Origin of the sequence: Kitasatospora sp. NPDC093679, from assembly GCF_040683455.1 — a bacterium.
GTDB lineage: Bacteria > Actinomycetota > Actinomycetes > Streptomycetales > Streptomycetaceae > Kitasatospora > Kitasatospora arboriphila.
Genome location: NZ_JBFBDW010000049.1, coordinates 46,250 through 61,371, shown reverse-complemented (window position 1 = coordinate 61,371; position 15,122 = coordinate 46,250). Strand labels below are relative to the sequence as shown.

The following is a 15,122-nucleotide window of genomic DNA, read 5'->3' as shown; positions in this document are numbered from 1 at the left end:
GGTTACATTCCGAACCCGGAAGCTAAGCCTCGTAGCGCCGATGGTACTGCAGGGGGGACCCTGTGGGAGAGTAGGACGCCGCCGAACAATTCTTCATGGCAAAGCCCCCACCCAGCAGGGTGGGGGCTTTGTTGTTGTAAGGTCAATGCCGCACACGTTCACGGCGGTACAGCTGTCAGGAGGGTCCCAGGTGGAGGTTCAGGAGACGCGGGTGCAGACGGACCGCGTCCTCACCATCCCCAACCTGCTGAGCATGGCGCGGCTGGTGGGTGTGCCCATCTTCCTGTGGCTGATCCTCTGGCCGGTGTTCGGCGGGCCGGAGAACGACGGCTGGGCGATCGTCATCCTGATGCTCAGCGGCGTCAGCGACTACCTGGACGGCAAGCTCGCGCGGCGCTGGGGCCAGGTGAGCCGGCTCGGCCAGATCCTGGATCCGGCGGCGGACCGGTTGTACGTGCTGTCCACGCTGGTCGGTCTGACGTGGCGTGAGATCCTGCCGCTGTGGGTCACCGTCGTGCTGCTGGCGCGCGAACTGTTCATCGGCTCGCTGCTTCCCATTCTCAATCGGCACGGTTACGGGCCGCTCCAGGTGAGTTTCCTGGGGAAGGCGGCCACGTTCAACCTGATGTACGCCTTTCCGCTTCTGCTGCTCGGCAACGGGGAGAGCTGGCTGGCCACGGTTGCCGAGCCGGTCAGCTGGGCATTCATCTGGTGGGGCACGGTGCTCTACTGGTGGGCCGGCATCCTGTACGCCGTCCAGGCCCGGCAGCTGGTGCGGGCGGACCGCACGGCTGCCGTTTGAGCGGGCTGTTTGCACGCTGCTGACAAGATCTCCACGTCCGACTTGCCACGACACGGTGAGTCGGACGTTTTTATCCGGGTAGAGAAGCTCTGGAACGGTTTGATGGATCTGCAGGGTTCACCACCGCGAAGGAGGACGCACCCGAATGAAAGCCGTTGTGATGGCGGGTGGCGAAGGCACTCGACTCCGTCCGATGACGTCGAGCATGCCCAAGCCACTACTGCCGGTGGCCAACAGGCCGATCATGGAGCACGTACTGCGGCTGCTACGGCGGCACGGTCTCACGGACACCGTGGTGACCGTCCAGTTCCTGGCCTCCCTGGTGAAGAACTACTTCGGGGACGGCGAAGAGCTGGGGATGAACCTCACCTATGCCAATGAAGAGGTCCCGCTCGGTACCGCGGGCAGTGTGAAGAACGCCGAGGACGCGCTCAAGGACGACTCGTTTCTGGTGATCTCCGGTGACGCGCTCACCGATTTCGATCTTTCCGAGTTGGTGGCCTTCCACCGTGAGAAGGGCGCGCTGGTCACCGTCTGCCTGACCCGGGTGCCCAACCCGTTGGAGTTCGGCATCACGATCACCGACGACGAGGGGCGGGTCGAGCGCTTCCTGGAGAAGCCGACCTGGGGCCAGGTCTTCTCGGACACGGTGAACACCGGCATCTACGTGATGGAACCCGAGGTCTTCTCCTACGTCGCGGCCGGCGAGTCGGTCGACTGGTCGAGCGACGTCTTCCCGCAGCTGCTCAAGGAGGGCAAGCCGGTCTACGGCTACGTCGCCGAGGGCTACTGGGAGGACGTGGGCACGCACGAGAGCTACCTGAAGGCGCAGGCGGACGTCCTCGAGGGCAAGGTCGAGGTCGAGCTCGACGGCTTCGAGATCTCTCCCGGCGTGTGGGTGGCCGAGGGGGCCGAGGTCGACCCGGAGGCGGTGCTCCGCGGGCCGCTGTACATCGGCGACTACGCCAAGGTCGAGGCCGGGGTGGAGCTGCGCGAGCACACCGTGCTGGGCAGCAACGTGGTCGTCAAGCGCGGCGCCTTCCTGCACAAGGCGGTGATCCACGACAACGTGTACGTCGGGCCGCAGAGCAACCTGCGCGGCTGTGTGATCGGCAAGAACACCGACGTGATGCGGGCCGCGCGGATCGACGAGGGCGCGGTGATCGGTGACGAGTGCCTGATCGGCGAGGAGTCGCTGCTGGCGGGCAACGTCCGGGTCTACCCGTTCAAGACCATTGAGGCCGGCGCGGTCGTCAACACCTCGGTGATCTGGGAGTCCCGCGGCCAGGAGCACCTGTTCGGCGTGCGCGGCGTCTCCGGCATCCTGAACGTGGAGATCACCCCGGAGCTCGCCGTCCGGCTGGCCGGCGCGTACGCCACCACCCTCAAGAAGGGGGCGACGGTCACCATCGCGCGTGACCACTCGCGTGGTGCCCGGGCGCTCAAGCGGGCGATGATCTCGGCGCTGCAGACCAGCGCGATCGACGTCCGCGACCTGGAGAACGTCCCGATGCCGGTCGCGCGGCAGAACACCGCGCGCGGCAGTGCGGGCGGCATCTTCCTGCGGACCACGCCGGGAGTGCCGGACTCGCTGGACATCCTGTTCTTCGACGGGGCCGGCGCCGACCTCTCGCAGGCGAGCCAGCGGAAGCTGGACCGCGTGTACGCGCGCCAGGAGTTCCGGCGGGCCTTCCCCGGTGAGATCGGCGACCTGCTGCACCCGTCCAGCGTGTTCGACTCGTACGCGCGGAACCTGCTGCGGGCGGTCGACACCAGCGGGGTGCGCGAGGCCGGTCTGAAGGTCGTGGTGGACGCCGCGCACGGCAGTGCGGGGCTCGTCCTGCCGAGCATCCTCGGCAGGCTCGGCGTCGAGACGCTCACCGTCGACAGCGGCCTCGACGAGGCCCGGCCGACCGAGGACGCCGAGGAGCGGCGGGCCGCGCTGGCCCGGCTCGGCGAGCTGGTGGCCTCCTCGCGGGCGGCCTTCGGGGTGCGCTTCGACCCGGTGGGCGAGCGGGTGTCGTTCGTCGACGAGCTCGGCCGGGTGATCCAGGACGACCGGGCGCTGCTGGTGCTGCTCGACCTGGTCGCGGCGGAACGGCGCAGCGGCCAGGTGGCGCTGCCGGTGACGACGACCCGGATCGCCGAGCAGGTCGCGGCGTACCACGGCACCCAGGTGACCTGGACGACCACCTCGCCGGACGACCTCGCGAAGGCGGCCGCCGAGGAGGGCACGGTGTTCGGCGGCGACGGGCGCGGCGGGTTCGTGGTGCCCGAGTTCAGCGGTGTGCTGGACGGTCCGGCGGCGTTCGTCCGGCTGGTCGGCCTGGTGGCCCGCACCCAGCTCACGCTGAGCCAGATCGACGCCCGGATCCCGCAGGCGCACATCAAGCGGCGCGACATCGCGACGCCGTGGGCGGCCAAGGGCATGGTGATGCGCTCGGTGGTGGAGGCGGCCGGCAGCCGGCGGCTGGACACCACGGACGGCGTGCGCGTGGTCGAGGCCGACGGTCGGTGGACGCTCGTCCTGCCGGACCCGGCCGAGGCGGTCACCCACCTGTGGGCGGAGGGCCCCGACGACGAGGCCACCGAGCAGCTGCTCGACGAGTGGGCGGCGGTGGTGGACTCGGCCGGACGCTGAGGGAACACCGCCCGGTGACCCGGCCGGGGCGCGGCGGCAGCACGCCGCCGCGCCCCGGCCGGTCACGGTTCGGTGTCCGTCCGGGACGGTAGCGCGGGGGCTGTGCGTACGCCGCCCCGGCGACATGGGACGATGTCCCGCATGCCAGCAACGCCGACGCCGAGCGACTCGAACGGACGGTTCAACCGTCCGGACGCCTCGATGTCCCTGCTGACCAACGTGATGGACCACAGCCTGGACGAGGGCTACGCCGAGGCCGCGCGCCGCGGGGACGGTCCGAGCCGGCTGCCGACGAGCCTGCGCGGCAAGCTCACCCTGGCGGTCGGGCTGGCCCTGGCGGCGACCGTGGTGACCGTGGGCGGGGTGAACGCCTCCAAGGCCGAGCCGACGCTCGCCAAGGAGCGGGACGCACTCGTCCACCGGGTCAACGACACCACGAAGGCCGCGGACACGCTGCAGCGGCAGGTCGAGGACCTGCGCACGAAGGTCGCGACGGCCCAGCAGCAGGCGCTGCCCGTCGGCGGCGACAACGCGCTCGCCCTGCTCGCCGCCCGGACCGGCACGGGGGAGATCAGCGGCCCGGGCATCAAGCTGGTGATCGACGACGCCTCGGGCACCGGCGCGGGCGGCTCGGCCAGCAACCCGCGGGAGGCCGAGGGCTTCAACAACACCGGCCGGCTGCGCGACCGCGACCTGCAGCTCGTGGTGAACGGGCTGTGGCTGTCCGGCGCCGAGGCGGTGTCGATCAACGGCCAGCGGCTGACGACGCTCTCCGCGATCCGCGCCGCGGGCGACGCGGTGCTGGTGGACAACCGGCCGCTGGTGCCCCCGTACACCGTGCTCGCGGTCGGGGACGGGGAGCGGTTCGCGCAGGCCTTCGACTCCAGCTCGGCCGGGCGCTACCTCAAGCTGATCCAGGACAGCTACGGCATCAAGTCGAACGTGTCCGTGCAGAAGAAGATGTCGCTGCCGGCCGCGCTCGGCGTGACGCTGCGGACGGCGAAGCCCGGTGGTGCCGAGTCCTCCGCCCCGACGGCCTCCTCGGGCGGCACCCCGCCCCCGGGCAGTGCCCCGCCCTCGGCCGGCTCCTCGCCCTCGGGCGGTGCCTCGCCGTCCCGCCCGGACTCCCGGGCCACCAAGTCGACCGCCACCCGGACAGGAGTACCTTCACCGTGATTGCCGTTCTGGGGCTCGTGATCGGCGTCGTCGTCGGCCTCTTCGTCCAGCCCGAGGTCCCCGACGCCGTGGTGCCGTACCTGCCGATCGCGGTGGTGGCGGCGCTGGACGCGGTGTTCGGCGGTGTCCGGGCGATGCTGGACGGGATCTTCAACGACAAGGTCTTCGTCGTCTCGTTCCTCTCGAACGTGGTCGTCGCGGCCCTGATCGTCTTCCTCGGCGACCAGCTCGGCGTGGGCGCGCAGCTCTCGACCGGTGTCGTCGTGGTGCTCGGTATCCGGATCTTCTCCAACGCAGCCGCGATCCGGCGGCATGTGTTCAGGGCGTAGGGAGAGACACGTCGTGGAACAGGACGACAAGCCGAACGGCACGCCGGTGCCCCCCGCGGAGGAGGGCGCGGCGCCCGAGCCGCGCGAGGCTCTCCGGAAGGCCGGCGAGGAGGCGGCGCCGTCCGTGACCCCGCCGGCCGGCGGGGAGCCCGCCGAGGGAGCCGTCGAGGAGCCGGACGCGGCCGCTGCGGAGCCTGCCCGGGCTCCCGCGGCGGACGGGAGCACCGAGCCCCGCCCGTCCGAGGCCGAGGCCGGTGCTCAGCCCACCGCTGAGCCGGCCACGCCGGTCGAGAAGGCCGAGAGGGCGGAGGAGCCCGAGTCGGCGGACCCGGGTGCGCCGGCCGACTCGCGCCGCAGGCTGCGGGGTGCGCTCTGGCCGCCGCGGCTCTCCCGCGGCCAGCTCGTCGTGGCCGTGCTGCTGTTCGCGCTGGGCCTGGGTCTGGCGATCCAGGTGCGTTCCACCAACGACCACAACCAGCTGCGCGGGGCCCGCCAGGAGGATCTCGTCCGCATCCTCGACGAACTGGACAGCCGCCAGCAGCGTCTCCAGCAGGAGAAGACGCAGCTGGAGCAGTCGTTGACCCAGTTGGAGAACAGCTCCAACCAGGCCAAGGAGGCCCAGGAGCAGACCAGGAGGAAGGCGACCGAGCTGGGTGTGCTCGCCGGCACGGAGCAGGCGACCGGGCCGGGAATCGTCTTGACGATCAATGATCCCCAGGGGCAGGTGAAGGCGGATATGCTGCTGGACACCCTGCAGGAACTCCGAGCGGCGGGAGCGGAGGCGATTCAGATCAACGACGTGCGTGTCGTGGCCGGCACCTACTTCACCGACGGCGCCGACGGCGGTGTGCAGATCGACGGCAAGAAGGTGTCGCAGCCGTTCCGCTTCACGGTCGTGGGCAACCCCCAGGACCTGACGCCCGCGCTGAACATCCCGGGCGGCGTGGTCCGCACCCTGGAGAAGGAGCAGGCGACCGCGGTCATCACCCAGCAGCAGAAGGTGGTCGTCGACGCGCTCGCAGCGCCGAAGCCGCTGCAGTACGGCAAGCCGGCGGCGAAGTGACGGGTCGACTGTCCTACGGTCCGTCAGGTACGCGCGGCCCCCGGTGGCGCGCCGCCGGGCAGCCTGAGGCACACTGGGATGTTCCACCCCGGCGGTGCGCTCCGCCGCCTGCTCGGGCCCGGCCGGATGCCGGGCAAGCTGCCTGTCCGAGCCTGTCACCCTGCCCCGCGGGCGGGTCTGTCACACGCAAGGGGATTCGCCCGTGAGTCTGTTCTCGAAGCTTTTCGGCCGCAACAACCGCCAGGAGTCGGCGGACGCGCCCACCGCGCGCCACCGCCACCCGGGGGAGGAGGCCGCCGTCCCCGGCATGCGGCCCGCGCCCGAGGCGGACCAGTACGCCGAGCGCCCGCTGTTCCGCGACGGCCACGGCGCGGCTCCGTACGAGGGGAATGCCCGGGGCTACGGCGCGTCGGTTGAATCGGGTGGCGCGCCGCGCATAGGTTTCCCGGCAGCACCCTCAACCTCCGGTGGAGGGTTTACCCCGGACCCCTACGCCGGGCACGTCCAGCAGGGTGTGCCGAGCCAGGAGGCTGTGACGATGGCTGGCACCTCCCCGTGTCCGCGGTGCGGCAACCAGAACCCGGTCACGGCCCGGTTCTGCTCCAACTGCGGGACGGCGCTGCGCAGCGCGCCGGTGCCGGAGAGGGCCGCCGAGACCACGTCGACCATCTCGATCTCCGGGCTCGAGTCGTACGAGCCCGGTGCCACCTCGACCGGTGCCACCCCGGCGCTGTCGCCCGAGGTGCTGGCCGCGATCGACGCCCTGCCGCCGGGCTCCGCCCTGCTGATCGTGCAGCGCGGCCCGAACTCCGGCAGCCGGTTCCTGCTCGACTCGGACGTGACCACCGCGGGCCGCCACCCGCAGGGCGACATCTTCCTGGACGACGTGACGGTCTCGCGCCGCCACGTGGAGTTCAGGCGGCTGCCCGGCGGCGGCTTCTCGGTCGCGGACGTCGGCAGCCTGAACGGCACGTACGTCAACCGGGAGCGGATCGACGAGGTCACGCTTAGCAACGGCGACGAGGTCCAGATCGGCAAGTACCGGCTGGTGTTCTTCGCCGGCCACGTCCGGGGGTACTGAATCCGACGTCGGCAGGAGCCCGAGTGACCGCGAACCCTCCCACCACCCTCGGGGCCACCCCCGTGCCCGCCACACGCCGTGCGGCCGAGGCACGGGGGAGGGGCGGCGACGAGCTGCTCTCGATCGGCGCCGTCCTGGCGTTCCTCCGGGACGACTTCCCCGAAGTCACCATCTCCAAGATCCGCTTCCTGGAGGCGGAGGGGCTGGTCGACCCGCAGCGCACCCCGTCCGGCTACCGCAAGTTCAGCGCCGGGGACGTCGAACGGCTGGCGTACGTGCTGCGCATGCAGCGCGACCACTACCTGCCGCTGCGGGTGATCCGCGAGCACCTGGACGCCATCGAGCGCGGCGAGGCGCCGCCGGCGCTGCCCGCGCCGGAGGCCCGGCCCGGCCCGCTGGAGGAGGCCGACCGGGAGCTCGGCGCCGCGTCCGGCGCGGTCGCCGGGGTGCGGCTCGGGCGGGCGGAGCTGCTCGCCGCGGCCGAGGCGGAGGAGGGCGAGCTCCTCGAGTGGGAGTCCTACGGCCTGGTCACGGCCGGGCCGGACGGCGGCTACGACGGGGAGGCGCTGCAGATCGCCCGGCTGGTCGCCGAGCTCGGCCGGTACGGCCTGGAGCCGCGCCACCTGCGGGCCATGAAGGCCGCCGCGGAGCGCGAGGTGGCCCTGGTCGACCAGGTGGTGGCGCCGCTGCGCCGGCACCGCAACCCGCAGACCCGGGCGCACGCCGAGACCACCGCCCGGGAGCTGGCCACGCTCTCCGTCCGGCTGCACGCGGCCATGGTGCAGGCGGGCCTGCGGGCCCGGCCGAACTGAGCGCCGGTGCCGACGACACCCCGGGGCCGCGTTGCTGACCAGGGCCGGAAGGACTGCGCTTTCCTATCGGCGGCGCGCGCCATAGGGTTGCCAGTGTGAATGAGCTCGACGTCGTGGGTGTCCGGGTGGAGATGCCTTCCAACCAGCCGATCGTGCTGCTGCGGGAGGTCGGGGGCGATCGGTACCTGCCGATCTGGATCGGCCCCGGCGAGGCGACCGCGATCGCTTTCGCGCAGCAGGGCATGACCCCGGTGCGGCCGCTGACGCACGACCTCTTCAAGGACGTGCTCGACGCGCTGGGCCAGCAGCTCACCGAGGTCCGGATCAGCGACCTGCGGGAGGGCGTCTTCTACGCCGAGCTCGTCTTCTCCGGCGGTGTCGAGGTGAGTGCGCGTCCCTCGGACGCCATAGCGCTGGCGCTGCGGACCGGGACGCCGATCTACGGCAGCGAGAACGTGCTCGCCGAGGCGGGCATCGCGATCCCGGACGAGCAGGAGGACGAGGTCGAGAAGTTCCGCGAGTTCCTCGACCAGGTCTCGCCGGAGGACTTCGGCGGCGGCCAGCAGTAGCACGGCCTGTTGCGGCGGCCTGTTGCGGCGGCCTGTTGCGGCGGCCTGTTGCGGCGGGTCGGCAGTAGCGGCGCCCGAGGCGGCGCCGCCCGCGGCCGGCGCGCGTACTGCGCGCTCCGGGGCGCTGCAACCGCGCTTTGCAAAAGCGGCCCCTCCTACCCACACTAAGGGCACGAAAAACCACTCTTCGGAGTGACATCCGACCGGAGCCCCGGCGTGGCGATCGTTGACGGGCCTGTGGTGACTGCCTACCGTCAAGGGAGGTTCCGGTCGGCCTGCGCCGTCCGGCGCCGGAAGAGCCGCAGGACCGAGTGGACGGAGGCAGGCATGAGCGGTAACGGCGACGACGCCACCGCCGGGGGCCTGTGCGCCGTGCACCTGCCGCGCGCCGCCCGAGGACCGGTTGTGCGGGGTCGGGAGGCGCTGGCCGAGCCGGACGAGCCCGAACTGCCCCGGGTGGGCCGCTTCCCCGCCGTCCAGGCCGGGCAGCCCGCGATCGAGCGCATCCCGCCGACCTCCGCCCTGGTGGGGTACCGCGGGCCGACCGCCTGCGCGGCCGCCGGCATCACGTACCGTCAGCTCGACTACTGGGCCCGCACCGGGCTGCTGGAGCCCAGCGTCCGCACCGCCTACCCGGCCGGAGCGCAGCGGCTCTACAGCTTCCGCGACATCCTCCTGCTGAAGATCGTCAAGCGGCTGCTGGACGCCGGCGTCTCGCTGCAGAACATCCGCGTCGCCGTCGCCCACCTCCAGGCGGCCGAGCCCGCCGACCTCACCGACCTGACCCTGATGTGCGACGGCGCCACCGTCTACGAGTGCACCAGCCCGCAGCAGGTCGTCGACCTGATCGGCGGTGGACAGGGCATGTTCGGCATCGCCGTCGGCGCGGTCTGGCAGGAGCTGGAGACCGCCCTCGGCCGGCTGCACGCCGAGCGCACCGACACCGGTGAGACCCTGGTCGGCCACAACCCGGCCGACGAGCTCGCCCAGCGGCGCAACCGCGCGGTCTGACACGGCGATCGCGGCCTGACGAGGCGACGGCCCCGCCCGGGTGGAACCGCACCGGCCCCGGTCGGCGTCCCGCCAGATGTGTCGATCAAGGATGTGAAGGTGCTGCGCAAGGCCGTGGCGCGGCTGCGGCGGATCCCCGGGCTCGACGACCGCACCGGTCGGCGCCGCTGGTTCCAGGCCGCCGTCCTCGTCAGCGCCCTCGGGCTCGCACCCAGCACCTGGCTGTGGACGGGCGAGGGCGGGCGGGTCACCACGGTGGCCGACGCCCCGGCCGCGCCCGTGGCCGTGGTCTTCGGCGCCGGGCTCTTCGGCGGCGAGCCCTCCCCGTACCTGGCGCACCGGCTCGACGCGGCGCTGAACCTCTATCAGCAGCACAAGGTGCGGGCCATCCTGGTCACCGGGGACAACAGCACCACCGACTACGACGAGACCGACGCCATGCGCCGGTACCTGACGGACCGCGGGGTGCCCGACGTCCGGGTGGTCGGCGACTACGCCGGCTTCGACACCTGGGACTCCTGCAGCCGGGCCCGCCGCGTGTTCGGCGTCGACCACGCCCTGCTGGTCAGTCAGGGCTTCCACGTGCGGCGGGCCCTGGCGCTGTGCGAGGCGGCCGGCATCGACACGTACGCCGTCGCCGTGGACGAGCCGCACGACACCACCTGGTACTACGGCGGACTGCGGGAGATCCCGGGGGCCGGCAAGGCGGCGCTGGACGCCTGGCTGCGGCCCGACCCGCAGTTCCTGGGCGCGACCGAGTCCGGGGTCACCCGCGCGCTCGCGGACGCCGCCAAGCCGTAGCCGTATCGACCCGCGGGGCGCGGACCCCGCCGAGGCGTGGCGCGGGGCCCGGCGGACCGGGGGCGGCCCGCCTCGAACCGGTTTGTCACAGCCGTGCGCGATGATCGCGGTGTGCGGACTGTGCCGAGCATCATCCACCTCGACATGGACGCCTTCTTCGCCGCGGTGGAGCAGGCGGCCAAGCCGAGCCTGCGCGGCAAACCCGTGGTGGTCGGCGGCCTCGGCGGCCGCGGCGTCGTCGCCACCGCCTCCTACGAGGCCCGCAGGTTCGGCGTCCACTCGGCCATGCCGATGGCCCAGGCGCGCCGGCTCTGCCCGAACGCCGCCTTCCTGTCCGGCCGCTTCGCCGCCTACCGCCAGAACAGCGACATCGTCATGGCCCTGCTGCGCGAACGCTCCCCGCTGGTCGAGCCGCTGAGCCTCGACGAGGCCTTCGTCGACCTGGAGGCCGGCCCGTACGGCCCCGCCCTCGCCGAGGCCGACCCGGAGACCGGCGCGCAGCTGGTGCTCGCGGTCGCCGAGGACCTGCGCGCCGACATCCTCGAACGAACCGGCCTCACCGCCTCCGTCGGCGCCGCCGGCTCCAAGCTGATGGCGAAGATCGCCTCCGAGCGGGCCAAACCGGACGGCCTGGTGCTGGTGGAGATCGGTTCGGAGCGGGCCGTGCTCAGCCCGATGCCCGTCCGGGCGCTGCCCGGGATCGGCCCGGCCACCGAGCAGACGCTGCGCCGCGCGGGCCTGACCACCGTGGCCGACCTCGCGGACGCCGGTGAGGCCGAGCTCGTCCACCTGCTCGGGCGGGCGCACGGCACCGGTATCCACCTGATGGCCGTCGGCCACGACGAGCGGGCCGTGGTGCCCGACCGCGACGCCAAATCGGTGTCGGTCGAGGACACCTTCGAGGTCGACCTCGCCGACCGTGACCGCATCCTGTACGAGATCGACCAGCTCACCGCCCGCTGCGTCAAGCGGCTGCGGGCGGCGGGCCGCTCCGGCCGCACGGTGGTGCTGAAGGTGCGCCGCTTCGACTTCTCCACCCTGACCCGTTCCGAGACGCTCCGCGCCCCCACCGACGACGAGGGCGTGATCGCGGAGACGGCCCGACGGCTGGCCCTGCAGGTCGACACCACCGGCGGGGTGCGGCTGCTCGGCGTGGGCGTCTCCCAGCTCGCCGACTACACGCAGGAGGACCTCTTCGCCCAGGCCGCGCACGCCGCGGAGGTGGAGGTGGAGGCAGCAGCGGCGGCAGGGGCAGAAGCAGGGGTGGCGTCGGCGGAGGCCGGGGGAGCGGACGCCGCCGACACGGCTCCGGCCGTGCCGCCGGCGCTGCGCCGCTGGCTGCCCGGGCAGGACGTCCACCACGCCGAGCACGGTCCCGGCTGGGTGCAGGGCAGTGGTGTCGGCCGGGTCACCGTGCGCTTCGAGACGCCGTACGACCCGCCGGGCCGGGTGCGGACCTTCGCCGTCGACGATCCGGACCTGGAGCCCTCCGACCCGCTGCCGCTGCGCCGGGCCTGAGCTCCCGGCTCTCAAGCCGCCCGGGACGCCGGTGGAAACGGCGAGCGGCCCCGCACCGTCCCAGTGCGGGGCCGCTCGGCGGGGCCGGGCCGTGTCCGCGGTCGCATGCCCACAACCGTCCACGGGGCCCGGCCCCCCTCGCGCCTCGTCCCCTGGCGCGAGGGAGACGCCTCGTCAGGCGTCGGTCTTGGCCAGCTCGGGGCTGGAGGGGGCGGCCTCGGCCGGGGTGGCGGCCGGGAGGTCGGCGGCCTTGATCCGGCGGATGGCGAACGGCACCAGCCCGGCGACCACGCACATCACGGCGGCCGTCCAGTAGGCGTGCTCGTAGGCGGTCAGGGTCGGCAGGGCGATCGGGATCGGCAGCTTCATGGTGTCGCCGGTGAGGATGGCCGCCATGACGGCGGTGCCGACGGCGCCGCCGACGGTGCGCAGCACCGCGTTCATGCCGTTGGCGATGCCGCTCTGCTCGGCGGGCACGGCGCCGTTGATGTAGGCGGGCATGGCGGCGTAGGCGAGGCCGACGCCGAGGCCGAAGACGGCGGAGGCGAGGTAGATGTCGATCTCGTGGCTGTGCCGGACGGCGAGGTAGGCCATCGCGACGGCGCCGAGCAGGCCGCCGGCGACGAGCGGCAGGCGGGGGCCGCGGCGGGCGATCATCAGGGCGCCGAGCGGGGCGGCGACCATCGAGCCGAGCGCGGACGGCAGCAGCATGATGCCGGCGTGCAGCACGGTGGCGGTGAAGCCGTAGTGGGCGAGCTTCTCCGGGGTCTGCGCGAAGTTGCTGATGACCATGAAGGAGCCGTACATCCCGAAGCCCATGAGCAGGCCGGAGATGTTGGTGAAGGCGACGGCCGGGCGGGACATCATCTTCATGTCGACCAGCGGGTGGCTGACCTTGACCTCGATGAGGATCCAGACGAGGGCGACCACGGCGGCGACGGCGAACAGGCCGAGGGTGCGGTTGGAGGTCCAGCCCCAGTGGTTGCCCTGGCTGACGGCGATCAGCAGGGCGGAGAGCCAGCCGGCCAGGGTGAGCGCGCCGAGCGGGTCGGCGCCGCCCTCCTTGTCGACGACCGGATCCTTGGGGACGCGGATCGCGACCAGCGCGACGGCGATGATGCCGAAGGCCAGGCCCATCCAGAAGATCGACTTGTAGCTCCAGTGCTCCAGCAGCAGGCCGGTGGCGACCAGGCCGAGGCCGCTGCCGACGCCCATGGAGGCGCTGATGGCGGCGACGCCGCCGGTGACCTTGGCCTTGGGCAGCTCGTCGCGGACGATGCTGATGGCGAGCGGGAGCACGCCACCGCCGGCGCCCTGGAGCACGCGGGCGACGACCAGCCAGGTGAAGGAGTGGGTGCCGACCGCGAGGGCGGAGCCCGCGACCAGGCCGGCGAGCGAGACCAGCAGCATCGGCTTGCGGCCGCGGAGGTCGCCGAACCGGCCGAGCAGCGGCGTGAGCACGGCCGCGGAGAGCAGGTTGGCGGTCATCAGCCAGGTGATGCTGGAGCCGGAGACGTCGAGCTCCTTGGCGAGCGACGGCAGGATCGGCACGACCGCGGTCTGCACCACGCTGAACGCCAGCATGGCCAGCACGAGCGCGGGGAGCACCCGCGCACTGCTCGGCTTCTCGTCCGTGGCGGCGGGCTGTGGGGCCTCACTCACGGTGGGTTTCCTCCCGTTGGGTCGCCGGAAGCCGGTCACTGCTTCAGGCGAGCGATAGTGAATGAACTGAAGTAACGATGCAGGCCGATACTTCAGTCTGTCAAATATCGATCGGTGAAGCTTTGGCAAAGCGCAGGTCCCGGCCCGCCGCAGCGGACCGGGACCCCGGGGGACGTCCTGCCGTCGGAGGATCAGACGGGGCGTAGCGGCTCCGGCCGGGTCGGCTGCGCCGCGGCCGTCCGCGCCGCGACCTGGACGGGCGCCTGGCCCGACGCGGCGGGTGCCGGCGCCGGCGCCGGCTGCCCACCGGCCGGAGCGGGCCCGGCCGCGGCAGCCGCGGCGGTCGCCGCGGTGGAGGCGGTCGTGGCCGCCGCGCGGTCGGCCGGCCGGGGGCCGTACGGCTGGCGCGCCGTCCCGTCGTGCACCTCGACCTGCTCGCGCCGCAGCTCCTCGCGGACGAGCTCCTCCTCGGTGTAGCGCTCCACCACCAGGCGCACCCGCTCGACCGGGGCCAGGTACTTGCGCACCACCGGCTGCTCCTCGCGCAGGGTCACCTCCTCGACCGCCTCGGCGATCTCCTGGTCGCTCAGCGCGGCCCGCTCGGCGTCGCTCACCGGCACCCGCTCCACCCGCACCCGCTCCCGCACCACCGGTACCCGGCGCTCCACGGCCTCCGAGGTGACGTACTTGCGCAGCCGGACGGTGCCCAGCACGTGCCACTCGGTGCTGATGTCCAGCCGCTCCTCGCGGCAGACGATCTCGACCGGCCCGTGCGCCGAGGCCTCGCCGCCCTGCTGCCGCTCCGGCCGCTCCGGCCGGTGCGCGGCGGTCGGCGCGGCCGCTGGGCGGACGGTGCCGCCGGCCGGCACCACCGGGAGCTGCATGGTGTTCTCCGAGCTGTCCTGCCGGGAGCCGGCCGGTCCGGAGCCGTCCGGCCGGGTCTCCTCCTGCCGGGGCCCGTCGTGGCGCGTGCCGCCGTGCTGCCCGTCGGCGTGGTCCGTCCGGCCGTGGCCGTTCGCCGCCGGGCGGCCGTTCGCCGCGGACTGCTCGGGTGCCGCGTGCGCGACCGCGCCGAACTCGGTGTCACCGGGGCGCTCGGCGGGCGCCGGACCCGCCTCCGGGCCCGGCCGACCGTTGGAGGTGTCCAGCCCGTAGTAGCGGTAGAGCTGCAACTCCTGGGCGGGTGACAGGTGCTGGCCCACACCGAAGTCCGGGGAGTCCTTCACCAGCGACTTGTCGTACGGGACCTTGAGCTCCTCGCCCGAGAACTCGCTGGTGGTCAGCGGGACGAAGGCGTCCCGGCCGAAGATCCCGGTGCGGACGGCGGCCCACTCGGGCTCACCGGTCGCGTCGTCGAGATACACCTCGTCGACCGTGCCGATCTTCTCACCGTTCCGGTCGACCGCCTTGTGCCCGATCAGGTCTCGCGGATCGATATCGGTCTGCACGCTGTCCTCCAGTGCCTACTGCTCCTGTGTCTCCGCGGACGTCGGGACGGCTGGAGGAGCTGGCCAGACGCCATCTACACAGAACGCCATGGACCGGTCACCGGCGAGCCGGGAGCGGCCGTCCGGGCCGGTGATCGGCCGTCCGGGGGACGGGCACGGCCCGCGGGCCCGCAGGCGGGGCCGGCGGACCGGCCACCGGCGGTGGGACG

At 72.8% G+C, this 15,122-nt stretch carries 13 protein-coding genes and 1 rRNA gene; 12 read left to right on the top strand and 2 right to left on the bottom strand.

What is annotated here, in order from left to right; genetic code table 11:
- The 12 genes from rrf to AB0O09_RS30220 form a co-directional block, all read left to right on the top strand.
- Positions 1–87 (top strand): 5S ribosomal RNA (rrf, locus tag AB0O09_RS30275); the annotation flags it as partial.
- 103 nt (positions 88–190) lie between these two features.
- A complete protein-coding gene (gene pgsA, locus AB0O09_RS30270) occupies positions 191–802 on the top strand; it encodes a CDP-diacylglycerol--glycerol-3-phosphate 3-phosphatidyltransferase (protein WP_363547008.1) in 612 nt (203 codons plus the stop codon).
- A 145-nt stretch (positions 803–947) separates the two neighbouring features.
- Complete coding sequence (locus AB0O09_RS30265) at positions 948–3,443, top strand: mannose-1-phosphate guanyltransferase (protein ID WP_363547007.1); 2,496 nt, start codon at positions 948–950, stop codon at positions 3,441–3,443.
- Positions 3,444–3,584: 141 nt separating this feature from the next.
- Positions 3,585–4,619: a DUF881 domain-containing protein gene (locus AB0O09_RS30260; protein WP_363547004.1), complete on the top strand. Its 1,035-nt coding sequence runs from the start codon at positions 3,585–3,587 to the stop codon at positions 4,617–4,619.
- Entirely contained in the window at positions 4,616–4,948 is a 333-nt protein-coding gene (locus AB0O09_RS30255) for a small basic family protein (RefSeq protein ID WP_030269510.1), read from the top strand. The genes AB0O09_RS30260 and AB0O09_RS30255 overlap by 4 nt, the downstream gene beginning before the upstream one ends.
- A 13-nt stretch (positions 4,949–4,961) precedes the next feature.
- Positions 4,962–6,011, top strand: a complete 1,050-nt coding sequence (locus AB0O09_RS30250; RefSeq protein ID WP_363547001.1) for a DUF881 domain-containing protein — start codon at positions 4,962–4,964, stop codon at positions 6,009–6,011.
- A 202-nt stretch (positions 6,012–6,213) separates the two neighbouring features.
- The gene (locus AB0O09_RS30245) at positions 6,214–7,092 is read left to right on the top strand and encodes an FHA domain-containing protein (protein ID WP_363546998.1); all 879 of its coding nucleotides are present in this window, start codon (positions 6,214–6,216) and stop codon (positions 7,090–7,092) included.
- A gap of 62 nt (positions 7,093–7,154) precedes the next feature.
- On the top strand, positions 7,155–7,904 hold the full coding sequence (locus tag AB0O09_RS30240) for a MerR family transcriptional regulator (protein WP_344624334.1): 750 nt from the start codon (positions 7,155–7,157) through the stop codon (positions 7,902–7,904).
- A gap of 95 nt (positions 7,905–7,999) precedes the next feature.
- A complete protein-coding gene (locus AB0O09_RS30235) occupies positions 8,000–8,473 on the top strand; it encodes a bifunctional nuclease family protein (protein ID WP_263106328.1) in 474 nt (157 codons plus the stop codon).
- Between the two features lie 327 nt (positions 8,474–8,800).
- Positions 8,801–9,484, top strand: a complete 684-nt coding sequence (locus AB0O09_RS30230) for a MerR family transcriptional regulator (RefSeq protein ID WP_363546995.1) — start codon at positions 8,801–8,803, stop codon at positions 9,482–9,484.
- A gap of 99 nt (positions 9,485–9,583) precedes the next feature.
- Positions 9,584–10,285, top strand: coding sequence for an ElyC/SanA/YdcF family protein (locus AB0O09_RS30225; protein WP_363546992.1), 702 nt, complete (start codon positions 9,584–9,586; stop codon positions 10,283–10,285).
- A gap of 111 nt (positions 10,286–10,396) precedes the next feature.
- Complete coding sequence (locus AB0O09_RS30220; RefSeq protein ID WP_363546990.1) at positions 10,397–11,803, top strand: DNA polymerase IV; 1,407 nt, start codon at positions 10,397–10,399, stop codon at positions 11,801–11,803.
- 174 nt (positions 11,804–11,977) lie between these two features.
- Here AB0O09_RS30220 and AB0O09_RS30215 read toward each other — a convergent pair whose 3' ends face one another.
- Positions 11,978–13,465 carry an MFS transporter gene (locus tag AB0O09_RS30215; protein WP_363546987.1) on the bottom strand — a complete coding sequence of 496 codons (1,488 nt, stop codon included), beginning with the start codon at positions 13,463–13,465 and terminating at the stop codon, positions 11,978–11,980.
- Between the two features lie 191 nt (positions 13,466–13,656).
- Positions 13,657–14,913 carry a DUF2382 domain-containing protein gene (locus tag AB0O09_RS30210; RefSeq protein ID WP_363546984.1) on the bottom strand — a complete coding sequence of 419 codons (1,257 nt, stop codon included), beginning with the start codon at positions 14,911–14,913 and terminating at the stop codon, positions 13,657–13,659.
- Positions 14,914–15,122 lie beyond the last annotated feature (209 nt).